Annotated in this window: 21 protein-coding genes and 3 pseudogenes; 17 read left to right on the forward strand and 7 right to left on the reverse strand. The window is 64.8% G+C overall.

Features of this window, described 5'->3' with window-relative positions:
* Positions 1-5 precede the first annotated feature (5 nt).
* The gene (locus tag ACTGJ9_RS19420; RefSeq protein ID WP_456678366.1) at positions 6-419 is read left to right on the forward strand and encodes a flagellar assembly protein FliX; all 414 of its coding nucleotides are present in this window, start codon (positions 6-8) and stop codon (positions 417-419) included.
* A gap of 38 nt (positions 420-457) precedes the next feature.
* Here the strand turns inward: ACTGJ9_RS19420 and ACTGJ9_RS19425 are convergent, their stop codons facing one another.
* Complete coding sequence (locus ACTGJ9_RS19425; protein ID WP_456678367.1) at positions 458-829, reverse strand: winged helix-turn-helix transcriptional regulator; 372 nt, start codon at positions 827-829, stop codon at positions 458-460.
* Between the two features lie 133 nt (positions 830-962).
* Between ACTGJ9_RS19425 and ACTGJ9_RS19430 the strand changes: the two genes are divergently transcribed.
* The 3 genes from ACTGJ9_RS19430 (at position 963) to ACTGJ9_RS19440 (ending at position 3471) form a co-directional block, all read left to right on the forward strand.
* On the forward strand, positions 963-1574 hold the full coding sequence (locus tag ACTGJ9_RS19430) for an NAD(P)-dependent oxidoreductase (protein WP_456678368.1): 612 nt from the start codon (positions 963-965) through the stop codon (positions 1572-1574).
* Between the two features lie 215 nt (positions 1575-1789).
* The gene (gene dksA / locus ACTGJ9_RS19435) at positions 1790-2155 is read left to right on the forward strand and encodes an RNA polymerase-binding protein DksA (protein ID WP_008142458.1); all 366 of its coding nucleotides are present in this window, start codon (positions 1790-1792) and stop codon (positions 2153-2155) included.
* Between the two features lie 536 nt (positions 2156-2691).
* Positions 2692-3471: a 2-keto-4-pentenoate hydratase gene (locus ACTGJ9_RS19440; RefSeq protein ID WP_456678369.1), complete on the forward strand. Its 780-nt coding sequence runs from the start codon at positions 2692-2694 to the stop codon at positions 3469-3471.
* A 234-nt stretch (positions 3472-3705) separates the two neighbouring features.
* Here the strand turns inward: ACTGJ9_RS19440 and flgH are convergent, their stop codons facing one another.
* From flgH to flgF, 4 genes are read right to left on the reverse strand one after another with little or no spacing between them, the layout of a single operon-like run.
* On the reverse strand, positions 3706-4473 hold the full coding sequence (flgH, locus tag ACTGJ9_RS19445; protein WP_456678370.1) for a flagellar basal body L-ring protein FlgH: 768 nt from the start codon (positions 4471-4473) through the stop codon (positions 3706-3708).
* A gap of 3 nt (positions 4474-4476) precedes the next feature.
* Complete coding sequence (gene flgA, locus ACTGJ9_RS19450) at positions 4477-5631, reverse strand: flagellar basal body P-ring formation chaperone FlgA (RefSeq protein WP_456678371.1); 1155 nt, start codon at positions 5629-5631, stop codon at positions 4477-4479.
* A gap of 10 nt (positions 5632-5641) precedes the next feature.
* A complete protein-coding gene (gene flgG, locus ACTGJ9_RS19455) occupies positions 5642-6430 on the reverse strand; it encodes a flagellar basal-body rod protein FlgG (protein WP_456678372.1) in 789 nt (262 codons plus the stop codon).
* A gap of 16 nt (positions 6431-6446) precedes the next feature.
* Positions 6447-7208 (reverse strand): flagellar basal-body rod protein FlgF, encoded by a 762-nt coding sequence (gene flgF, locus ACTGJ9_RS19460; RefSeq protein WP_456678373.1) that lies wholly within the window; start codon positions 7206-7208, stop codon positions 6447-6449.
* A 386-nt stretch (positions 7209-7594) separates the two neighbouring features.
* Between flgF and fliL the strand changes: the two are divergent.
* The 6 genes and pseudogenes from fliL (at position 7595) to ACTGJ9_RS19490 (ending at position 14723) form a co-directional block, all read left to right on the forward strand.
* Positions 7595-8094 (forward strand): annotated as a pseudogene (fliL, locus tag ACTGJ9_RS19465) (flagellar basal body-associated protein FliL).
* 29 nt (positions 8095-8123) lie between these two features.
* Positions 8124-9326, forward strand: coding sequence for a flagellar motor switch protein FliM (gene fliM / locus ACTGJ9_RS19470; RefSeq protein ID WP_456678374.1), 1203 nt, complete (start codon positions 8124-8126; stop codon positions 9324-9326).
* Positions 9323-9769, forward strand: a complete 447-nt coding sequence (locus ACTGJ9_RS19475) for a DUF6468 domain-containing protein (protein WP_456678375.1) — start codon at positions 9323-9325, stop codon at positions 9767-9769. Before fliM ends, ACTGJ9_RS19475 begins: the two co-directional genes overlap by 4 nt.
* Before the next feature lie 9 nt (positions 9770-9778).
* Positions 9779-10537 carry a MotE family protein gene (locus tag ACTGJ9_RS19480; RefSeq protein ID WP_456678376.1) on the forward strand — a complete coding sequence of 253 codons (759 nt, stop codon included), beginning with the start codon at positions 9779-9781 and terminating at the stop codon, positions 10535-10537.
* A 102-nt stretch (positions 10538-10639) separates the two neighbouring features.
* Positions 10640-14406: pseudogene (locus ACTGJ9_RS19485) on the forward strand (tetratricopeptide repeat protein).
* Positions 14407-14486: 80 nt separating this feature from the next.
* A complete protein-coding gene (locus tag ACTGJ9_RS19490; protein WP_456678377.1) occupies positions 14487-14723 on the forward strand; it encodes a hypothetical protein in 237 nt (78 codons plus the stop codon).
* Positions 14724-14732: 9 nt separating this feature from the next.
* On the opposite strand, the pseudogene fliP reads toward ACTGJ9_RS19490, so the two are convergent.
* A pseudogene (fliP, locus tag ACTGJ9_RS19495) lies at positions 14733-15487 on the reverse strand (flagellar type III secretion system pore protein FliP).
* Positions 15484-16449, reverse strand: coding sequence for a flagellar biosynthetic protein FliO (locus ACTGJ9_RS19500; RefSeq protein ID WP_456678378.1), 966 nt, complete (start codon positions 16447-16449; stop codon positions 15484-15486). Before ACTGJ9_RS19500 ends, fliP begins: the two are co-directional and overlap by 4 nt.
* 352 nt (positions 16450-16801) lie before the next feature.
* On the opposite strand from ACTGJ9_RS19500, the gene flgB reads away from it, so the two are divergent.
* The 7 genes from flgB (at position 16802) to cckA (ending at position 22993) form a co-directional block, all read left to right on the forward strand.
* The gene (flgB, locus tag ACTGJ9_RS19505) at positions 16802-17206 is read left to right on the forward strand and encodes a flagellar basal body rod protein FlgB (protein ID WP_254132569.1); all 405 of its coding nucleotides are present in this window, start codon (positions 16802-16804) and stop codon (positions 17204-17206) included.
* An 18-nt stretch (positions 17207-17224) separates the two neighbouring features.
* Positions 17225-17650 (forward strand): flagellar basal body rod protein FlgC, encoded by a 426-nt coding sequence (gene flgC / locus ACTGJ9_RS19510; protein ID WP_148751405.1) that lies wholly within the window; start codon positions 17225-17227, stop codon positions 17648-17650.
* A 17-nt stretch (positions 17651-17667) separates the two neighbouring features.
* Complete coding sequence (fliE, locus tag ACTGJ9_RS19515; RefSeq protein WP_456678379.1) at positions 17668-17976, forward strand: flagellar hook-basal body complex protein FliE; 309 nt, start codon at positions 17668-17670, stop codon at positions 17974-17976.
* A 142-nt stretch (positions 17977-18118) separates the two neighbouring features.
* A complete protein-coding gene (gene fliQ, locus ACTGJ9_RS19520; RefSeq protein ID WP_027534765.1) occupies positions 18119-18382 on the forward strand; it encodes a flagellar biosynthesis protein FliQ in 264 nt (87 codons plus the stop codon).
* A gap of 17 nt (positions 18383-18399) precedes the next feature.
* The gene (gene fliR, locus ACTGJ9_RS19525; RefSeq protein WP_456678380.1) at positions 18400-19170 is read left to right on the forward strand and encodes a flagellar biosynthetic protein FliR; all 771 of its coding nucleotides are present in this window, start codon (positions 18400-18402) and stop codon (positions 19168-19170) included.
* Between the two features lie 7 nt (positions 19171-19177).
* Positions 19178-20257, forward strand: coding sequence for a flagellar biosynthesis protein FlhB (gene flhB, locus ACTGJ9_RS19530; protein ID WP_456678381.1), 1080 nt, complete (start codon positions 19178-19180; stop codon positions 20255-20257).
* A 153-nt stretch (positions 20258-20410) separates the two neighbouring features.
* On the forward strand, positions 20411-22993 hold the full coding sequence (gene cckA, locus ACTGJ9_RS19535; RefSeq protein WP_456678382.1) for a cell cycle histidine kinase CckA: 2583 nt from the start codon (positions 20411-20413) through the stop codon (positions 22991-22993).
* Positions 22994-23171: the final 178 nt, after the last annotated feature.

The following is a 23171-nucleotide window of genomic DNA, read 5'->3' on the forward strand; positions in this document are numbered from 1 at the left end:
CTTCGATGCGCATCTACGGACCGAATGGCACCACGCTTGGAACGCCGGCCAGCCAGGCCAGGCGAACGAGCTCCGGCACCTTCGTGCTGCCCGACACGAATTCGGCGCAGGAGACGCGCAGCGCCGCCGCACCGAAGGCCTCCGCCAACATCGATGCGCTGCTCGCGCTGCAAGGCATCGAGGAAGATCCGGTCGAGCGGCGCAAGCGCTCGGTCGTCCGCGGCAAGACCGCGCTCGATGTGCTCGACGACCTCAAGATGGGACTCTTGTCCGGCAATCTCGACGCGTCGACGGTGATGCGGCTGCGCGATGCGGCTGCCAACCTGAAATCGTCCTCCGGCGATCCCGGTCTCGATTCCGTGCTGTCCGAGATCGAGCTGCGCGTCGAGGTCGAGCTGGCCAAGGCCGGGCAGGCGTAATCGTCCAGCGGATCATTTGAGGCGCTTACAGATCGGCTCTACGCCGCTTCCTCCTTCTGCTGCGAATCGTAGCGGCGCTGTGCGGCGAGCACGTCTTTCAGATTCTCCTCCGCCCAATCGCGCAACGGATCGACCGCGGCGGCGAGTGTCAGGCCGAGCTGCGTAATCGAATATTCAACCGTCACCGGCACGGTCGCGATGGCGTGGCGCTTGATCAAGCCGTCGCGCTCGAGCGACTTGAGAACCTGGCTCAGCATCTTCTGCGAGATACCTTCAATCGTGCGGCGTAACTGATTGAAGCGCATCGGCTCCCTGCGCAGCAGCAACAGGATCAGCACGGCCCATTTGTCGCCGATGCGATCGAGGATCTGGCGCGTCGGACAATCGGCGGCATAGACGTCGGGTTTCATCTCATTCCTCGCGCTTGGCTCAGCTTGCCGGTTACTTCTGCGTAATCAGGTAAGCACAAAGTGCTCTCTTAACACCAGCATTCCCCGCGATATCTAGTCACCATTGGTTACTACAAAAGCGAAGGAGCCTTCCATGAAAATCGCAGTTGCCGGCGCCTCGGGCCGGGCGGGTTCGGAGATCACCAAGGAACTATCCAACCGCGGCCATGGCGTCACCGCCATCGCACGCAACCCGGAGAAGATTGCAATCCTGCCGAACGTCACGCCGATCAAGGGCGACGTGCTCGACCAGGCCGGGCTGACCAAGCTCTGGGCCGGGCACGATGTGGCCATCAGTTCCGTCCACTTCCTGGCGAGCGACCCGCATAAGCTGATCGGCGCGGCCAAGGACTCCAAGGTCGGGCGCTATCTAGTCGTCGGCGGCGCCGGCAGCCTGGAGGTCGCGCCCGGCGTCAAACTGGTTACAACCCCCGGTTTTCCGGTCCAATACAAGGCCGAAGCAGAGGCGGGTGGGGTCTTTCTCGACCTGCTGCGCCAGGAAAAGGAGCTGAATTGGACTTTCATCTCGCCCTCGGCGCTGTTCATCGAGGGGGAGCGGACCACCAAGTTCCGGCTCGGCACCGATCAGCTTCTCGCAGATGCGAACGGCAAAAGCTGGATCAGCTTTGCCGACTACGCCATCGCGCTCGCCGACGAGGTCGAGAAGCCGGCCCATGTGAGGCAGCGTTTTACGGTCGGTTACTAGGCTTTTGGCCGCCCCCGGGCCCTTGCGGATAGACCTTCCTGTGCAAGGGCTTGGGGGCGGCAACTTCGCTATTAAGGAAATATTGTCTGTCACATGGGGTAGCTATATAAGCCCCGGCTCAACGGACCCCGTTCCGTTCACGAGTCGTTGCTTAAGAAGATAGGCCGCCCTTGGAAAAGTTGAAAAACTACCGACCGACCGAAAAAGAGCCTTTCATGAACGACCGGCAGAAGGAGTACTTCCGTATGAAGCTCCTCGCCTGGAAGGATGAGATCCTCAAAGAGTCCAAACTCACCCTGCAGGCTCTGCAGGAGGAGAACGTGAACCACCCCGATCTCGCCGATCGGGCATCGTCCGAAACCGACCGCGCTATCGAACTCCGCGCCCGCGACCGCCAGCGCAAGTTGATCGCCAAGATCGACGCCGCGCTTCAGCGCATCGAGGACAACACCTACGGCTATTGCGAGGATACCGGCGAGCCGATCTCTTTGAAACGGCTCGAAGCCCGGCCCATCGCGACGCTCTCCGTGGAAGCGCAGGAGCGCCACGAGAAACGCGAGAAGGTCTATCGCGACGAATAGAGTCCGGGCCGCAGCGATGCGGCTCTTTTTTTTTAGGCTCACGGCGCCATTTCGCGCCGCAATCGGTATTTTTGCCTGACGTTTGCCGCCGCGCGCTTCGACGCGCGAACGCAACGCGAAAACTGAATCGCGATCAAGGAGGTAGAGTCGATTCCTGCAGCCTCACGTGAGTTCACATGAGAGACAGCCTTCACTTCAGATGCGGGAGGTTTTGCGAGTCGCATCAACGAGATCGGCTCGGATGCTGAGAGGCTGATCCAGCTGCTTCACGCTTCGCTGCAATCAGGTTTCATGCGACGCCGCCAGGCGCGCATGCCGATAAAGCCTGGACCAGCTCAATATTTCCTTAAGCGCCGGCAACAGGCCGTAGGCCGCGTTCGTCAGCTCGTGCTGACCTGCAAGGGGTTCGCGACGACCGCGAGCCTGACCCGGCTGGCCCGTCAAGGCATGAGGCCGCCGGCCGCACGCGGCTTGTCAGGCCCGAGCGGGGGTGCTGAAGTGCTGCCCTCGATTGCGTAGCGTGGGAGGCGGCGCCGATGGACAAAATTCTAGAAGCCGCAAAGGCGATCGCGCTGGCGCGCCGCAATCGTGCGCCGCTCGCGGCACTTCAGGTTCCCCCGGATGACGAGGCCGAGGGCTATCAGGTTCAGCGCACGCTGCATGATCTCCTGCTGAAGAACGCCGGCCCGCTCGTCGGCTACAAGATCGGCTGCACCAGCCAGGTGATGCAGGACTATATCGGCATCCCATACCCCTGCGGCGGCGGCGTGTTCCAGAAGGGCGTACACGACAGCGGCGTCAAGCTCGCGGCCTCCGACTATGTCCGTGTCGGCGTCGAGTGCGAGATCGCCGTGCGCCTGAAGCGCAACCTGGCCGCCGGCGAGGCGCCGTTCACCGCCGAATGGGTTGGCGAAGCGGTCGAGGCCTATCATCCCGCGATCGAGATCGTCGACGACCGCTACGTGAAATGGGAGACGATGGGCGCGCCGACGCTGATTGCGGACGATTTCTTTGCCGCCGGCTGCGTGCTGGGTGCCTCCGTTCCGCGCTCGTCGGTGCCGGACCTGAAGGCGGTCAAGGGCCGCGCCCTCGTCAATGGCGAGGAGGTCGGCCACGGCACCGGCGCCGACGTGCTCGGCCATCCCCACAACGCACTCGCCTGGCTCGCCAACCACCTCGCCGCCGAAGGCAAGGGCCTGCACGCGGGACAGCTCGTGCTGACCGGCAGCCTGGTGAAGACACTTTGGCTGAAAGCCGGCGACAAGGTCCGGATGGAGCTGGACGGGCTCGGCGAGGTGGAGGCGGAGTTTACGTGAGGCGTTGCCACTCTCTCCGATGTCATTCCCGCGAGGGCGGCGGATCCAGCACAGTGTGCTGTATCGGTTCAGCAATGAAGGCCTCGGAGTACGGGATCGTCCGCCTTCGCGGGACGATGACAGCTGAACCGCCAAAATACATGCGGCCCTCGCCAGGGGAGCTAGCGAGGGCCGCGTCGTACATCGTCGTTCGCGCCTAGGTTCGCGAACACGATGTGGGAGCTCTGCAGAGACTTAGAAGGGCAGCAGCACGTCCATGACTTGCTGGCCGTAGCGTGGCTGCTGCACATCCGTGATCTGGCCGCGGCCGCCATAGGCGATGCGGGCCTGCGCGATCTTGCTGGAATCGATGGTGTTGTCGCTCTGGATGTCTTCGGGGCGGACGATGCCGGCGACCACGAGCTCGCGGATCTCGAAGTTGACGCGGATCTCCTGCTTGCCTTCGACGACGAGGTTGCCGTTCGGCAGCACCTGGGTCACGACTGCCGCGACGTTGGTCTGCAAGGCTTCCGTGCGCTGCACGCTGCCCTTGCCGTCGCTGGAGGCGGTGGAGTCGGCGGTGAGGATGCGGCCGGGCAGCACCTTCTGCGCCTGGACGCCGAGTGTCTTCGAGCCGATGAAATCGGTGATGCCCGAATCTTCCGAATTGGTGCGGCTGCGCTGGGTCTCGTTGGAGAGGTTGGCCTTGTCGGTGATGTTCACGGTCACGGTCAGGAGGTCGCCGACATGCGTTGCGCGCTGATCCTTGAAGAAGGCGCGGCTGCCGTTCCGCCACAGCGAGTTCGGATTGTAGGAGGCGACTTCCGGCTTGGGCATCGGCATCTGCACCGGCTTGTAGCCGGGCTGCGTCGTCGGATTGTCGATCGCCGACAGCCTTGGTTGTTCGCCGATCTGCGAGAGGCGGTCGATCGAGGAGCAGCCGCTTGCGAGCGCGCAAGTGGCGAGCAGCAGGGCAGAGATCGCGATGCGACGGAGACGGGAAGCCGAACTGAACGAGGACATGACTTACTCTGACTTGGCTGGAGCTTGCTTGGCTGGAGCTTGCGAGATGCGAACTTGCGGGATCTGGGCTTGTGCGATCTGCGCCGGCGACGCAGGGGCCTGGACCAGGTTCCGGAGGAGGGCTGCAGTGTCGACCGGGGCGGGCGCTTCGTCACGCCTAAGCGAGGAGGTCTGCTCCACCGTAGTCTCCATCGGAGCGGACTGGCTGGCGCCGAGCACGGTCACCTGGCCGCGGCCGGTGACGACGCCGGTCAGCGTACGCTTGGTCTGCAAATTGAGGACGCTCACGGTGTCGCCCTCGGCGCCACTCTCGATCGCCTTGCCGCGGGTGGTGAGATAGATCCCGGGGACCTGGTAGATGACGGTGACGCTCTGGTCGCGCGACACGAATTCGGGCTTGGCGATGTCGGCGGCGCGGATTGGCGTGCCCGCGCGCATCGGCCGGCGCAACTGCATGCCGACAGCGCGTTCGCGCAGCGCGGGTTCGCCCGTCACTTCGGCTTTCGGCCGGCGCTCCTGTGCGACGTCGGAAGATTTCAGCATCTCGCTGCGGTCGATGTCGCGGGTCAGGACCGCGACCTCCACGGTCTCGATCGCAGTGCCGGTGAAGCGCAGCTTGGTCGGCGCCGGGTTGCTGTCGTTGTTGATCTCGAAGGCGATGTCGAAGCGGCCGCTGCGGGCGTCGTAGCGGGTCGAAACCGGCTGCAGCGCGCCGCTGTTGGAGGCATCGAGCCGCATGTCGGACACGCCGCGGTCGAAGGTCACGTTGATGTTGGCGGCCTCGCCAAGGCCGAAGCGGCGTTCGAGCGCGGAGGCAACCGCGTTTTCGAGGTCCTTGTTGGCAAAGGTGCGGGCAAGCCGCGTGACCTGGACTTCCCTGATGTCGCCGGTCATCACGCCGATCACCTGCTTGGCGCGGAGCACGCTCAGGACCTGGGCAACAGGCAGCGCGCCGGTGGTGCCGAGATCGGGCGAGCGATAGACCGCAATCAGCGCGGCCGAGCCGGCGTTGTCGATGAGGTCGCCGACCCGCACCACGTCGGAAGTGACGGTGACGCTGGCGCGCAACGTCGGCACGGCGATGCCGTCGTCGGCGGCCTGCGCCGGCAGCGCCAGCACGAGCAGGGCGGAGAGAGTGGCGAGCGTGATGCGGATCATGGTCATCACCTCAGCGGAACAGCGCCGTGGTCGATTGCATCATCTGGTCGGCGGCGCTGATCACCTTGGCGTTCATCTCATAGGCGCGCTGCGCGGCGATCAGATCGCTCATCTCCGACACGACGTCGACATTGGCCTGTTCCAGGCTTCCTTGCGTGATCTTGCCGTAGCCTTCGGAATTCGCGGTGCCGTCCTGCGGCGGTCCCGACGACGTCGTCTCGGTGAACTGGTTGCTGCCGACCGGCTGCAGACCCGCCTTGTTGATGAATCGGGTCACGCCGATCTGGCCGAGAATGGTGTTGCTCGACGAGCCCGGAAGCGTCACGGAAACCTGGCCCTGCTCGTTGACCGTGATCCCCGAGGCGTTGTTCGGGATCGTGATGGTCGGCTGCACCGGGTTGCCCTGCGCAGTGACGACGCGGCCCTGGTTGTCCATCTGGAACGTGCCGTCGCGGGTGTACTGGTAGGTGCCGTCGGGCATCAGGATCTTGAAGAAGCCTTCGCCGGACATCGCGAGATCGAGGTCGTTGCCGGTCTGCGACAGCGTGCCCTGCGTCATGCTGCGCGGGGTGCCGACGGTCTTGACGCCGCCGCCGATGTCGACGCCGACCGGCAGGATGGTGCCCTGGTCCGAGGCCTGCGCGCCGACGCGGCGGACGTGTTCGTAGATCAGGTCCTGGAACGCCGCGGTCTGCTTCTTGAAGCCGGTGGTGCGCAGGTTGGCGATGTTGTTGGAGATCACCTGAACGTTCAGTTCCTGTGCCGCCATTCCGGTCGCAGCGGTGTGGAGCGCTTGCATGTCAGTGGTCCCCTAATCAGGCCGGAACGTCGGCGAGCTTTTCGATCGCAGATTTGTGGAGGTCGCTCTGCTGCTGGAGCAGGTTGGCGATCGCGGTGTAGCTGCGCATGACCTCGACCATGCGGCTCATCTCGCCGACCGAATTCACGTTGGACTTCTCGATGTAGCCCTGCTGCAGGGTGGATTTGGAATCAGTCTGCTGGTTGGCGGAGCCGACGTCGTAGAGATTGGCGCCAAGCTTGATCAGCTTGGCCGGATCGTCGAACGACACCATGCGGATCTTGCCGCGGATCGAGTCGGTCTTCGCTGTGCCTTCGAGCACCGTGATGGTGCCGTCAGGGGCGACGTTGATGTCGTGGTCGGTCGGCTGGAAGACGATCGGGCCGCCGGTGCCGAGCACGAGGTTGCCGTCGGAGGTCATGAGCTGGCCGGTGCTGCTGAGCGCGAACTTGCCGTCGCGAGTGTAGCGCTCGGCGCCACTGGCCTGCACGGCGAAAAAGGCGTTGCCGCTGATCGCCATGTCGAGCGGGTTGTTGGTCGCCTCCATCGGCCCCTGGCCGACGTCGCGGTAAGTGCCGCGGTCCTGCACATAGGAGACGCGACGGTCGGAGCCGACGAAATTGTCCTCATGCGCGTTCGAGTTGAGGTACTCCTCGAACAGCGAATGGTCGGCTTTGAAGCCGTTGGTATTGGCATTGGCGACGTTGTTGGCGATGACATCCATCTGCCGTTCCAACGTCATCTGCCGTGACAAGCCGATCAGAAGCGCATTCTGCATCGGTAGATCTCCCCTGCGTGAGATCCGCCATTTCGCTCTCCCAAGCGCCTTGGCCGATCCCGTGAACGAGACCGTCGGGTTCTCCCAAACCGTTCAGTCCCGCCCCTCTCCCAGCGAAAGCCGTGCCAACTTGAAATGATTTGGAATTACAATGTCTTGGCTGTTTTCCGGCGACGCCAATGGGGGGCAGAAAGGTTCTGTTAGCCATGTTTGCCCGGCAGATTTTTCCTAGCGGAGGCCCAATCGAAAGGTTCCGTTAACCATTATTACCGTAGCGTTTGCAGGTAAGAGGAGCGCTTTGCGCTGGGGCATTTGTATCGCGTCACTGTCTGCCAGGAGGCTTCGCTCTTTCGAGCTTTTTTTGAGATGAGCGAGCCCGGACGATCATGGCAGAGAACGAAGCGGAAGGCGGCGCAGCCGTCGAAGGCGCGGAAGCCGCTGCCCCCAAAAGCAAGTTCAAGCTGATCCTGATCGTCGTCGGCGCGCTGGTCCTGCTCGGCGGCGGTGCCGCGACCTGGTTCCTGTTCTTCCGACATGGCGAAGACGAGCATCACGCCGAGGTTGCCCCCCGCCGAAACCGCCGGTCTTCGTCGAAGTGCCCGACATGATGGTCAACCTCGCCGGTGCCCCCGGCGAACGCGTGCAATATCTGAAGCTCAAGATCGTGCTCGAGCTGAAGGAAGAGAAGCAGGTCGAGGCGATCAAGCCGACGATGCCGCGCGTCACCGACATCTTCCAGACCTATGTGCGCGAGCTTCGCTCCTCCGACCTCAACGGCTCCGCCGGCATCTTCCGTCTCAAGGAAGAGCTGACCAAGCGCGTCAACGCCGCGGTCGCACCGGTGCAGGTCAGCGCGGTGCTGTTCAAGGAAGTCGTGCTCCAGTGACCGCTCAGGGAAGGGTACGGGCTAGCGTCATGGCCGGCAACGAGCAGATGGACCAGGATGCGATTGCCGCCCAGTGGGAGGCGTCGCTCGATTCCGAGGATCCCGCGGAGGCCGCGAAGGCTGCTGCCGAAAACGAACTCTCGGAGACCATGGCCCTGCAATGGGCGGCGATGGTCGAGGACGGCAGTCGCGATCTCGGCACCGGCAAGAACTCCGGCGAGCGGGTGCTGTCGCAGGAGGAGATCGATAATCTCCTCGGCTTCACCGTCGGCGACGTCACGCTTGACGACCATTCCGGCATCCGAGCGATCATCGATTCGGCGATGGTCTCCTACGAGCGTCTGCCGATGCTCGAAATCGTCTTCGACCGCCTGGTGCGGTTGCTGACGACGTCCTTGCGTAATTTCACCTCCGACAATGTCGAAGTCTCGCTCGACCGCATCACTTCGGTGCGCTTCGGCGACTACATGAACTCGATCCCGCTGCCTGCCGTGCTCTCGGTGTTCAAGGCCGAGGAGTGGGACAATTTCGGCATGGCAACGGTCGATTCCAACCTGATCTACTCGATGATCGACGTGCTGCTCGGCGGCCGTCGCGGCTCGAGCCAGCTCCGCATCGAGGGCCGGCCCTACACCACCATCGAGACCGAGCTGGTCAAGCGGCTGGTCGAGGTGGTGCTGGCCGATGCCGAGCAGGCGTTCCGGCCGCTGTCGCCGGTGACCTTCACGATCGACCGGCTCGAGACCAATCCGCGCTTCGCCGCGATCAGCCGTCCCGCCAACGCCGCGATCCTGGTGCGCCTGCGCATCGACATGGAAGACCGCGGCGGCAACATCGAACTGCTGCTGCCTTACGCGACCATCGAGCCGATCCGGGCCGTGCTGCTCCAGATGTTCATGGGCGAAAAGTTCGGCCGCGACCCGATCTGGGAAGGCCATTTCGCCACCGAGATCGCGCAGGCCGAGATTTCCGTCGACGCCGTGCTCTACGAGGCCGACATTCCGCTCAAGCAGCTGATGCGGCTGAAGGTCGGCGATACGCTGCCGCTGGACATGCGCGCCGATGCCAACGTCACCGTACGCTGCGGCGACGTCACGATCACCGAAGGACGCATGGGCCGGGTCGGGGAGCGCGTTGCGATCCGCGTGACGAAACCCTTGCGCAAGCCAAGTACGACACTTGCGATGTTCGAGAAGGTGGACGAACAGAACAAGCTGATGGAGGCCCCATGAACCACTCCCTAGGAATGGCAATCGAGACGCTGGTGGCCATCCTGCTGATGCTCACGATCGGCTACTGCATCCTGCTCAACAAGCGGCTGATGCGGCTGAAGGCGGACGAGCATTCGCTGAAGGCTGTCATCGGCGAGCTGATCACTGCGACCGAGATCGCCGAGCGCGCGATCGGCGGGCTCAAGCTCGCGGTGCGCGACGTCAACGAGAATCTCGGCAGCCAGCTTGCTGCCGCGACGCAGATGTCCGGCCAGCTGCACAAACAGCTCGGAGAAGCCGACAACGTGGTGCGCCGCCTCTCCAAGATCGCGATCGCGGCGCGTCCCGTCACGAATCCGGAAGCCGCAGCCACGCCCGTCGCCAAGCCGTCGCCGGCGAAAGCGGTGGCCGCTGCCGCCGAAGCCTTCTCGGAGCGCCGAAGGTCCAACGGTCTCGCCGCATAAAGTCAGGGTATGAAGTCCTTTCGTAACATCCGCGTCATTCCGGTCGTCCTGGTTGCGGTCGCAGGTCTCGCCACGCTGAAAGTGGCGGGCCTCGTGATCAACGGCGGCTATGTCTTCGACTACCAGCCGAACCATGTGAAGAAGTCCTGGGCGCAGGAGAATCTGAATTTTCCAGGGGGCGAGGACCCTGACATCACCGGCTCGACGCATGGAGCACCGAAGGAAGCGCCGAAGCCGGCCGCGCCCGAGACCAAGCCCGAGGGGACTCCGATCAATATGGACGAGGCCCAGCCGCAGGTCTCGGCTTCGGAGCGCGCGGTTCTTGAGCGGTTGCAGGCGCGCCGTCAGGAGATCGAGTCCCGCCAGCGCGAGATCGACATCCGCGAGAGCCTCTTGAAGTCGGCCGAGAAGCGCATCGAGGGCAAGGTCGAGGAGATGAAGGCGGTGGAATCCCGCATCAACGCGACTCAGGCCGAGCAGAAGGCCGCCGAGGCCCAGCGCTTGAAGGGCCTCGTGACCATGTATGAGGGCATGAAGCCCAAGGACGCGGCGCGGGTGTTCGACCGGCTCGAAATGGGCGTGCTGATCGAGATCGCCTCGGCGATCGCTCCGCGCAAGATGTCGGACATCCTGGGCCTGATGTCGTCGGAAGCCGCCGAGCGGCTGACCGTCGAAATGGCCCGCCGCGCCAATGGGGGCGGGGACCAGGCTGCTTCCGCCGGTGATCTCCCCAAGATCGACGGCAAGCCGACGCAAAAGCCGAATTGAGGGCTCATACTTAAGAAGTCCTTAATTGGCAAAACCTACATTCGAGGGCATGGGCCGGCACCCGCGCCGGCGTGGACCCGTCGAACCGGAAGAATGCCGCCAATGGCGCGAGAGGCTGCCGCTGGATTTGTGTCGCGAGCCCGCGGTTTGGCGGTGGGACTGTCGCGTCATGTCCGCAAGGCGGTCGTGTTGGCGGGCTGCGTGCTGATCGGCCTGACGAGCGGTGCCCGCGCGGCTGACCCGGTCCGGGGCGAGGCGAGCTTTTCGGCTGGCGGCGGCTTTGCCCGTCTCATCATCAAGCTCGGCGAGGACATTCCGTCCGAGGTCACGACCGCCGGCTCAATACTCATCATCCGTTTTGACCGTCCCGTCGACGTTCCCGTCGACCGCGTGCCGGAAGGCGCGCCCGATTACGTCAACTCCGCCCGCCGAGACCCCGATGGCAGCGCGATCCGGCTGTCGCTGGCGCGGCGCGTCACCGTCAACACCATGAATGCTGGCGAGCGTACCTTCGTCGATCTGATGCCGGAGGGCTGGAAGGGGCCGCCACCGAGCCTGCCGCAGGAGGTGGTCAAGGAACTCGCCGAACGCGCGCGCGCCGCCGAGCGGGCGCTGCGCGCCCAGCGCGCTGCGGCCGAGAGCAAGAAGCGGCCACCCATCCGCGTGCGCGCCTCGGTGCAGCCGACCTTCGTGCGCTTCGTGTTCGAGATGCCCGACGGCGTCGGCGTCTCCTCCGTGCTCAACGAGCAGAAGCTGACGCTCGCCTTCAACGCCAATCTCAGTTTCGACCTCGCCGATGCCGTCGTCGCCGCGCCGCCGAATGTCGCGTCGATCAAGCAGAAGTCCGACATCGACCAGACCAGCGTCGAGATCGCGCTGATCGGCGATTCCGACGTGCACTCCTTCCGCGACGACAAGAACTACGTCGTCGACATCGCATTCCAGCCCGACAAGGGCAAGGCGGCCGCGACGCCTGAGGCCACGATCGCAAAGGCCGAATCCGGCGGTCACGGACCGGCGCCGGCCGCTGAAAAGCCGGCGGGCGCAAAGCCGAAGGACGCACATAGCGAGGTCAAGCCGCCGACCTCGGAGGCGATCGCGCGCGAAGCCAGGATTGAGGCGAAGCCCGAGACGAAATCGGAGGCGAAGCCGGAAGCGCCCGCTGCGATGCCGTCCACCGAGGCGCCAAAGCCGGCACCGGCAATAAACTCGACCGAAGCTCCGCACGTCGCGGAAGCACCCAAGCCCGCGCCGCCCACGATGGAAGCCGCCGTGCCTGCCGCTCCTGCAATGCCGGTGGTAACCGAAGCCCCCAAAGAGGCCGTGAAGGAAGCTGCGAAGGACCCGGTCAGGAAGAGCCCAAGGAAGCGATCAATGAAGCGCCCAAGCTTGCGCCCGCCGAGGCTCAGGCCGCGCCGCCGCCTCCCGTTGCCAGCGTCGATGCGCGCCGCGACAGCGACGGCCTGCGTGTGACATTCCCGCTTCCCGTCGCAACGCCGGCGGCCGCGTTCCGGCGCGGCGACACGGTATGGCTGGTGTTCGACTCGTCAAAGCCGATCGACATCGAGGCGATCCGCACCCGGGGTGGTGCGATGATCGGGGAGGTCAGCCGCATGCCGCTCGAGAAGGGGCAGGCGGTACGCATCCGTCTCACCCGGCCGCTGGTCTATTCGCTGAGCAGCGAGGAGGTCGGCAAGGAGACCAATTGGCTGCTGACGCTCGCCGACAAGATCCAGGCAACGCCGCTGCCGCTGCTGATCTCGCGCAACATCACCGATCCCGCGCTCGCCAACATCGCCATCCCCTTTGCCAATCCGGGTCTGCTGCACAAGCTCACAGATCCCGATGCGGGCGACGTGCTGTACGTTGTCACCGCGCAACGGCCGGTCCGTGGCTTCATCAAACGGCAGGATCTGGTCGATGTCTCGCTGCTGGAATCCGCGCATGGCATCGCGATCCGGCCGAACTCCGACGAGGTCGGCATCGAGGTCGGATCGGACAAGGTCATCCTCGGCAAGAAGGGCGGCCTGACGCTGTCGCCGGTCGATGTTTCGGCCGAGCGGGCACCGACTGCGGTGCGGCCGGTGTTCAGTCCCGAGGGCTGGCGCAGGGGCCAGGCGGAAGATTTCTGGACCCGCCAAAGCGATCTGATCACGGCGATCTCGGCCGTCGAACCGGCGCAGCGTTCGCTGCCTCGGCTCGATCTCGCCCAGTTCTACATGTCGCGCGCGATGTATCACGAAGCCAAATCCGTGACCGAATTGATGCTGAGCGATCCTCTCAACAAGGAGGAGAGCAGCGCGCTGATCATCCATGCGATCGCGAGCATCTTGATCGGCCGGCCGGCGCAGGGCCTGAAGGATCTCGCCAATCCCGTGATCGGCAATAGCCACGATTCACAGCTCTGGAAGGCGCTCGCCTATGCGCGCCAGGGCAAATGGGCGGACGCCCGCGAAAAGTTCAAGAACGTTGAATTCGCCATCGCCTCGCTGCCGCTCGACATCCAGCGCATCGTGACGATGGATGCGATGCGGGCTTCGCTCGAGGTGAAGGACTATGCCGGCGCCTCGAAGCGCCGCAGCGAGATGGAGGTGGTCGGCGTCTCGCCGGAGGCTGGGCCGGGCTTTGCCGTACTGCGCGGCCGGCTTGCCGAGGCGCTCGGCCACGACAGGGATGCGCTCGACGACTATAAATTCGCGGTCGCCTCGAATGACCGGCCGGCCGCCGCCGAAGCCAAGCAGCTCGAAATCGCGCTGCGGCAGAAGCGTGACGAGATCAGCAAGGAAGACGCGCTGAAGGAACTCGAGACGCTGTCGATGACCTGGCGCGGCGACGCGATCGAGGTCAAGACGCTGCAGATGCTATCGCAGCTTTATTCCGAGAACGGACGCTATCGCGACGCGCTCACCGCGGCGCGTACCGCGACCAAGCTGCAGCCCAACGCGGAAGCCTCGCGCCAGGCGCAGGATCTGGCGTCCGATCTGTTTACGCAGATCTTCCTGGGGCCGAAGGGCGACGAACTGCCGCCGGTCGAGGCGCTGGGGATGTTTTACGAGTTCCGCGAGCTGACGCCGATCGGCCGGCGCGGTGACGAGCTGATCCGCCGCCTGGCCGATCGTCTCGCCTCGATCGATCTGCTCGACCAGGCCGCCGAGCTCTTGCAATACCAGGTCGACCATCGCCTTGAAGGCGCCGCGCGCGCGCAGGTCGCCGCGCGCCTTGCTATGATCTACCTCGCCAACCGCAAGCCCGACATGGCGATCACGGCGCTGCGCGCCAGCCGCATCAGCGATCTCTCCGGCGAGTTGCGGCAGCAGCGCCTGCTGCTGGAAGCGCGCGCGCAGAGCGACGTCGGGCGCCATGATCTCGCGCTCGACATCGTCTCCAACGTCAGTGGGCGTGAGGTGCTGCGGCTGCGGTCCGACATCTTCTGGGCGGGACGTCGCTGGCGCGAGTCCGCCGAGCAGATCGAGCTTTATTACGGCGACCGCTTCCGCGACTTCAAGCCGCTCAATGCGGTGGAGAAGAGCGACATCATCCGCGCCGCCGTCGGCTACGCGCTCGCCGACGACTCGATCGGGCTGTCGCGGTTCCGCGAGAAATATGCGCCGCTGATGAGCGAGAGCGCCGATCGGCTCGCCTTCGACATCGCCAGCAAGCCGGCGGGCGCCTCCAGCGCCGAATTCGCCGACATTGCCAAGCTCGCCGCAAGCGTCGACACGCTCGACGGCTTCCTCCGCGAAATGAAGCAGCGTTTCCCCGACGCCACCGCACGTGCGCCCGCCGCCCCGCAGGCCAAGGACGAGACCGATCACACCGGCTCGCTGCCGACGATCCCCGTCGTGCGGCAGATCAAGATGACGCGGTAGGACCCGAGCTATTTCTGGCCTCTCGACAGGTCCCGCGCGAGACGGCAACCTGTGCACCTTCATGCCGGGAGAGCGACGATATGAGCAAGCCTGCCAAGACCGAAGCCGAACTCATCGCCATGGCGCGGGCCGAGTTGAAGGTCCATGCCGACGGCCCCGAGGGCATGTCCATCTCGATCGTTCGCGACGGTGACAGCTGGGAGTTTCGCGCCGATGCCGACCAGGCGACACGCGAGAAGCCGGGTTTCCCCGAAAGCGTCGCGATGCTGGTGCAGATCGGCGATCACCTCGGCAAGCAGTATGACGTGAAGGGGTAGGGGCGGCCACTACCCGCCGTAACTCTGCACCAGGCTTCCCGCCACCAGCGACCAGCCGTCGACCAGCACGAAAAAGATCAGCTTGAACGGCAGCGAGATCGTCGCGGGCGGCAGCATCATCATGCCCATCGACATCAGCACGGAGGCGACGACGAGGTCGATGATCAGGAAGGGAGGAACAGCAGGAACCCGATCTCGAAGGCGCGCTTCAGCTCGGAGATCATGAACGCAGGGACGAGGATGCGCAGCGCGAGTTCGTCGGGCGTCGCCGGCGGCGGCTCGCCGGAGAGATCGAGAAACAGCTTCAGGTCCTTCTCGCGCACGTTCTTCTGCATGAAGCCGCGCAAGGGAACGGAGGCGCGCTGGAGCGCGTCCTCGACGCCGATCTGGTTGGCGACGAGCGGGCGGATGCCGTCGTCATAGGATTTTTGCAGCACCGGCCCCATCACGAAGAAGGTGAGGAACATGGCCAGCGCCAGGATCACCGAGTTGGGCGGCGCGGTCGCCGTGCCCATCGCGGTGCGCAGCAGCGACAGCACGACTACGATGCGCGTAAACGACGTCATCATGATCAGGATCGACGGTGCGATCGACAGCACGGTGAGCAGCGCGATCAGCTGGATAGCGCGCTCGGTGACCCCGCCGCCGCCCTGACCGCCGAGATTGATGCTGATGTCCTGCGCGTGCGCAGGGGTGGCGAGCAAGGCCGCGGCGATCAGGACAGAAGGGACAAGAACTCTACGCGGGAAGGACGGCAGCCTCACGAAGACGGCTTCGGACGGCCGAGCAGCGAGGCCATCTCGTCTTCGAGATTTTCAAAGCTGGTCTTTTCCGGAGCCGGCTTGGCCGCCGGCGCCGGAGGCTCGACCCGTGCGGCGCGCGGCGGAGCGGCGGGCGGATCCGGCGCAACCGGCGGGGCGATAGTCTCGCCGGCCGGGCGACGGAGCGCCGCCTCGAGGCGCTGGGCCATCTCGGCGAGATTTTGCTCGGCACTCGACGGCGCTGCAGCTGCGGCCGGCGGCGGAACGGGCGGAGCCTGCGGCACCGGCGGAGGAGGCGGCGGTGCGGCTGCGCGCTCGGCACGCACCGGCGGCACCTTCGCCGGCTCGTTCTGGCGCGGCGGCCGCGGCATCAGCGGCGGTTCGCCACGCGCAATGCGCGGCGGCATCGGCTCGGGGCGGGGCTCACGATCGAGACGCGGCGGCATCGGTTCGGGCGAAAAGCCGCCGACCGCCGGTTCACTGCGGCGTTCGGCCAGAGCGGGCGCCGGCCGACGGACTTCGTCGGCGAAGGACGGACGTCCGGGCCGCGGCGACGGCTCGGGCATTTGTGGCTGGGGATGGTCGAGCACCTCGGGTCGCGGCGCTTCGTCGGCCCAGCTGCTGGCATCCGGCATCGGGGCGAGGCGCGGCGGCTCGGCTGCGCTGGAGCGTTGCGGAATCTGGTCGCGGCCGGCTGCGGCGCGCACGATATTCGGTTCGACGACGATGTCGGTCGGGCCGCCGATCATCAGGAGATGTTCGACATTGTCACGGCGCACCAGCACCAGGCGCCGGCGGCCATCGACCGCGGCCGCGTCGATCACCGCAAGCCGGGGCATCCTGCCGCGCTGGGTGTTGGCGCCGAGCCGCGTGGTCGCGAATCGGCGGACCAGCCACGCCGCGACGCCGATCAACGCCAGAACGACGATGAACGCGACGATGAAGGTGATAGGGCTACCGTTCATACCTGTCCCCGGTAAATGGCGCTTCTCTCGTGCCTATGGTCGGATGCGCCGACCACCGGCGTGCGATGCCCCAAAACTGTGATCTCTTAACGTCCCACGGCAAGTTTTGCCGTCCCCATGTCTTAATAACCCATGAATCGCCCGATCCAAAACGACTTCTTGGCCTGTGCAGGGCCGCCAGGCGGTTGGGTTAATGCAGCTTTTGGAATGGGTAGAATCACGGGGGGAGCGTGGCATGTCTCAATCAGAAACATGCATTCGCCCCGCCTTAACCACCTGTTAACCATACACGCGGCAAATTCTGCCTAGCTTCGGACCTCAGGGTCTGCAAGAGGCGCAAGGAGCCGCAACGATGTCCATCAACGATCTTCCGGTGCTGTCGGCGCTTCGCACCAAGATGCAGTGGCACCAGGAACGCCAGCGCGTCCTGTCCGAGAACGTCTCCAATTCCGACACCCCCAATTTCCGGCCGCGCGAACTGGTCGAGCCGAAATTCGACAAGACCGGCGCCCCTGCGGGCTCGATGGGGCCGTTGGCCATGGCCGTCACCAGCGCCTCGCACATGACGCCATCAGGCGCGGCCTCGAGCTTCGACCAGAACAAGAATGCGGGTTTCGAGACCCGTCCTGCGGGCAATGCCGTCAATCTCGAAGAGGAGATGATGAAGTCCGCCAACAACCAGATGGACTATGCGGCGGTCACCTCGCTCTATTCGAAGAGCCTGCATCTTCTGAAGACCGCGATCGGCAAGGGCTAGAGCTCGGGGACATAGATCATGGCGAATGACAGCAGCGACTTTGCCCGCTCGATGGCGATCGCGACCTCCGGATTGCGGGCGCAGGCGGGGCGCATGCGGGTGATCTCGGAAAACATCGCGAATGCGGACTCGACCGCGCCGACCGCAGGCGGCGATCCCTATCGGCGCAAGGTGCCGACGTTCTCCGCGGCGCTTGACCGCACGCTCGACGCGCAGGTCGTCACGCTCGGCAAGATCAAGCCCGACCAGTCCAACTTCCGCGTCAAATACGAGCCGAGCAATCCGGCGGCGGATGCCACCGGCAACGTCAAATATCCCAACGTGAATTCGGTGGTCGAGATGACCGACATGCGCGATGCGCAGCGGTCCTACGAGGCCAATGTCAACATCATCAGTGCAACGCGCCGGATGATCCAGCGCACGCTCGACATCCTCAAGAGCTGAACAGGAAACCTTGGGCCATGGCAACACCGACAATCGCGGCCAATGCTTATGCCAACCTTGCCCGCGTGCTGGAAAACACCGGCGCCGGCAAGGGCAGCGAGGCGAGTGGGCAGTCCTTTGCCTCGCTGCTGAAAGACGCCGTTGGCAGCGTCATGGAATCCGGCCGCAAATCGGACGCGCAGACGGTGGCTATGGCCGCCGGCAAGGCCAACGTGATGGACGTGGTGACGGCGGTCGCCGACACCGACGTTGCGGTGTCCACGCTGGTCTCGGTCCGCGACCGCGTCATCGCGGCGTACGAAGACATCATGAAGATGCCGATTTGATTTCGGCGCCGTCATTCCGGGGCGCGACGAAGTCGCGAGCCCGGAATCCATGGCGCGACCAACGCTGCGGCCCGATGGATTCCGGGTTCTCGCTTCGCGAGCCCCGGAATGACGAAAAGCAATTCACAGTGAGAAATCGAAAATGACCGGACCCGAGACCCTCGACGTCGCCCGCGACGCGATCTGGACCATCGTCATCGTGTCCTCGCCGCTGATGGTGGTGGGGCTCGTGGTCGGCGTGATCGTGTCGCTGTTCCAGGCGCTGACGCAGATTCAGGAACAGACGCTGGTCTACGTGCCGAAGATCCTGGCCATCTTTGCCACGATGCTACTGGCGTTACCGTTCATGGCCGACGCGCTGCATTCCCACATGCTGCGGATCTCGTCGCGAATCATCGGCGGCTGAGGCACTATGCGCCCACCATGCGCATCGACGTCTCGTTGCTGCCGGCGCTTGCCGCGGCCTTCATGCTCGCCTTCGCCCGGATCGGCGCGATGGTGATGCTGCTGCCGGGGCTCGGCGAGACCAATATCCCGACGCGGGTGAAGCTGTCGATCGCGCTTGTGCTGACGCTGATCATCCTGCCGCTGCATCGCAGCGCCTATCAAGTCGACATGGGCTCGCTTGCGCCGATGCTGGTGTTGATGCTGCATGAGATTGTGATCGGCATCGTGCTGGGCGCAACCGCGCGCGTGACACTGTCGGCGCTCCAGGTCGCAGGCGCCGTGATCGCGCAGCAGATGGGACTCGGCTTCGTCACTTCGGTCGATCCGACGCAGGGGCAGCAGGGCGTTCTGGTCGGCAACTTCCTGACCATGCTGGGTGTCACGCTCCTGTTCGCCACCGACAGCCATCATCTGGTGATCGCTGCGCTGAACGACAGCTACGCAATCTTCGCGCCGGGCGAGACCGTATCGAGCGGCGACATCGCTTCGCTTGCCACCCGGGCGTTTTCCGCCGCGTTCCTGCTCGGCCTGCAGCTTTCCGGGCCGTTCCTGGTGTTCGGCCTCGTCTTCAATATCGGGCTTGGCGTGCTGGCGCGGCTGATGCCGCAGATGCAGGTCTATTTCGTCGGCGTACCGCTATCGATCTTCGCGGGCTTCATGGTGCTGGCCGTGGTGCTCACGGCGATGATGGGCACTTACCTCGACTACTTCATTGGTGTCATGCACCAGATGCTGCCGCTCAAGTAGGTGATCGATGGCGGAAGACAATGATCCAGAGAGCCAAACAGAAGACCCGACGCAAAAACGTCTCGAAGAGGCGCTCGAACGCGGCGACGTCGCGAAAAGCCAGGAGATCAACACCTGGTTCATGATCGCCGGCGGCACGCTCGTGGTCTCGACCTTCTCCGGCTCGGTCGGCAGCGGGCTGCTGACGCCGATGCGCAATCTGCTTGCCAATTCCTGGATGATCAAAACCGACCCAGGGAACCTGCTCGTGCTGATGCAGCAGGTCGAAGGGGCGGTGTTCGCGGCGGTCGGCGTGCCCTTGCTGATGCTGGTGCTCGCTGCGATTGCCGGAAACATGCTCCAGCACCGGCTGGTGTGGTCGGCCGAATCCCTCACGCCCAAATTCAGCAAGCTCTCGCCGGCAGCCGGCTTCAAGCGCATCTTCGGCAAGCAGGCGGGGGCCAATTTTCTCAAGGGCATCGGCAAGCTCGTCGTGCTCGGTGCGGTCATGACCACGATCCTGTGGCCGGAGCGGCACCGCATGGAGGCGATGGTCAAGCTCGATCCGATGGCCATGCTCGGCGCCACCACCAGCCTGACGGTCCATCTGCTCGGTGCAGTGGTCGCCGCGCTCGCGATCATCGCCATTGGCGACTATTTGTTCCAGTACCGCAGCTGGTTCCAGCGACAGAAGATGTCGCTCCAGGAGATCAAGGAAGAGTTCAAGCAGTCCGAAGGCGACCCGCATATCAAAGGCAAGCTCAGGCAGTTGCGCCAGCAGCGCTCCAAGAAGCGCATGATGGCTGCGGTTCCCAAGGCTTCCGTGATCATCACCAACCCGACCCACTATTCGGTGGCGCTGTCTTATGAGCGTGGCATGTCGGCGCCGATCTGCGTCGCCAAGGGCGTCGACAACCTCGCTTTCAAGATCCGGGAGATCGCGCGTGAACACGATATCCCGATCGTCGAGAACGTGCCCCTGGCCCGAGCGCTTTACGCGACCGCCGACATCGACAAGGAAATCCCTGTCGAGCACTACCATGCGGTCGCCGAAGTCATCGGCTATGTCATCCGGCTGAAGCGCGGTTTCAGCGCCGGCCGGCAATAAAGCCCCGAAAAGTACCGGAAATGGCTGTAAACTGGGAATCAGCGTACGTTTCGCCTCTGCCGCCCTTGCGTCCGCGGGTCCGATTCAGGCAGGGAGGACCCCACGTGCCCCGTGGCGCGTTGATTCTCTGCCGACAGGCCATGCCAGCGTGAAATGACTGCCGAGACCGACCACGATCTGTCACGCGAGCCCGTTGCGGCGCATGAGCCGTCGCCGCGCTCGGGCAGCATTGCGCTGGTGCTCCTGGTAGCCACCGCTCTGGTCGCGGTCGCCATCGGGCTGATGACGCTCGGGCGCGCGCAGGCGCAGCCCTATATCCTCGGCATTCTCGCCGTGCTGGCGATGATCGGTCTGTTCAATCTGTTCGCCTTCGCCGCCGGCATCATCCGCTTCGTCGACCGCAATCTCGACGATCCCGTGATGGGGCGCATCGCCGATCACGCCTTCGACGGCCTCGCGGTGACCGATCCGCGCGGCCATGTGGTCTATTCCAACGCGGCCTATCTGACGCTGACCGGCGCGTCCGGCCCGCAGGACGTGCGGCCGGTCGAGCGGGTCTTCATCGGCAACCCCGACGTCTCGGAAGCCGTGTTCCGCCTGCTGAAGGCCGCGCGGGAAGGCAAGCGACAGCAGGAAGAGGTGCGCATCTCCGGCCAGGACGGCAGCCACGGGCGCTGGCTGCGCATGCGCGTGCGTCCGCTCGGCACCGGAAAGCGCGAGGCCAAATATGCGGTGTGGTCGATCGCCGACATCACCCGCGACCGCGAGCGCCAGGAGGACGTGTTCCAGGAGCTCCAGCACGCGATCGAATATCTCGATCACGCGCCATGCGGCTTCTTCTCGGTCAATCCCGCCGGCGAGCTCGCTTATGTCAATGCGACGCTGGCAAATTGGCTCGACTATGATCTCGCCGAGATCGGCTCGGGCGGCCTGAGGCTCGCCGACATCGTCTCGGGCGACGGCGCTTCGCTGCTCAGCTCGATCGTGGCGGTGCCGGGCGAAGTGAAAACCGAAATCTTCGACATCGATCTGCGCATGCGCACCGGCAAGACCATGCCGGTCCGGCTCTATCACAAGCTCGCGTTCGGCGCCGACGGCGCGCCAGGGCCCTCGCGCACGCTCGTCATCAGCCGTGCCCGCGACGAGCGCAGTGATCCCGACCGTGCCGCCGAAGTGCGCTTCATGCGCTTCTTCGATCACACGCCGATGGCGATCGCCACCGTCGACCGCGGCGGCAACGTCGTCCGCGCCAATGCGCGCTATGCCAAGCTTGCGCAGGGCCTCGGGCTCGACAGCGCCAGCAAGTCGATCTTCCGCGCGGTCAATGCGCGCGATCGCCACCTTTTGATTGCAGCCATCAACCACGCCGCCGAAAACCAGGCCGACATCGCGCCGGTCGAAGTGGCGCTGGAGGGGGCCAAGGATCGCTGGGGCCAGTTCTTCGTGACGCCGGTGGATGCGGCCGAGAACGACGCGGAAGCCGCCATCGTGCACATGCTCGAGACCACCGAGCGGCGCGCGCTGGAGAACCAGATCAACCAGTCGCAGAAAATGGAGACGGTCGGCCAGCTCGCCGGCGGCATCGCTCACGACTTCAACAACGTGCTCTCCGCCATCATGATGGCGAACGACTTCCTGCTGAACGCGCACAAGCCGACCGATCCGTCGTTCCAGGACATCATGCAGATCAAGCAGAACGCCACGCGTGCTGCGACGCTTGTGCGGCAGCTGCTCGCGTTCTCGCGGCGGCAGACGCTGCGGCCGCAGGTGCTCGATCTCGGCGATGCGCTGTCCGATCTCACCATGCTGCTGCGCCGGCTGATCGGCGAGAAGGTCAAGCTGGACCTGATCCACGGCCGCGATCTCTGGCCGGTCAAGGTCGACGTCTCCCAGTTCGAGCAGGTCATCGTCAATCTCGCGGTGAACGCGCGCGACGCCATGCCCGACGGCGGCAAGCTGATCATCCGCACCGCCAATATCGCGACCGGCGAGGCGGGCAAGCTCGCCTACAAGGGCATGCCGGCGGCGGACTACGTACGGATTGAGGTCGCGGACACCGGCACCGGCATCCCCGCCGACATCCGCGACAAGATTTTTGAGCCGTTCTTCTCGACCAAGGAAGTCGGCAAGGGCACCGGCCTCGGGCTGTCCACCGTCTACGGTATCGTCAAGCAGACCGGCGGGTTCATCTATGTCGATTCCGAGCCGGGGCAGGGCACCTCGTTTCACATCTTCCTGCCGCGCCATCACGCCGAGCCGGAAGTGCAGGTCGAGCAGCCGGCGGCCGCGACCGCGGCGATTGGCGGCGCGAAGGACGCCGCGCCCGCGACCACGGAGACGAAGCCCCGCACCGATCTCACCGGGCAGGGCACCATCCTGCTGGTCGAAGACGAGGAGGGCCTGCGTGCATTGAACGCCCGCGGGCTGCGCTCGCGCGGCTATACCGTGGTCGAAGCCGAGAACGGCGTCGAGGCGATGGAGATGCTGGAGGAGCAAAGCGGCGGCATCGATCTCGTCGTCTCCGACGTCGTGATGCCGGAGATGGACGGGCCGACGCTGCTCAAGGCGATGCGGGAGAAGAACCCCGATATCCGCTTCATCTTCGTCTCCGGCTACGCCGAAGATGCCTTCGAGAAGAGCCTGCCCGAGGGGCAGCAGTTCGATTTCCTGCCAAAACCATTCACGCTCAGCCAGCTCGTGGCGGCGGTGAAGGAGACGATGACGAAGCAGGGGTGAGGAGGCGCGCTCGCCACGGAGAGGGCGGAATTCTCGTCGGGAAACCGCCGGTACCCCGCGACCGCAGTTCCCGCCCACATCCGGCCAAACCCCAGGCAAATATGGGCTTTCGCCACATCCCCGCGACTGAGGGCCGCAGCGGGGGTTCCGAAACCGGCTTCCCTTTTGCTAAAGGCTG

Source organism: Bradyrhizobium sp. RDM12, assembly GCF_051917485.1.
In the GTDB taxonomy this organism is placed as follows: Bacteria; Pseudomonadota; Alphaproteobacteria; order Rhizobiales; family Xanthobacteraceae; genus Bradyrhizobium.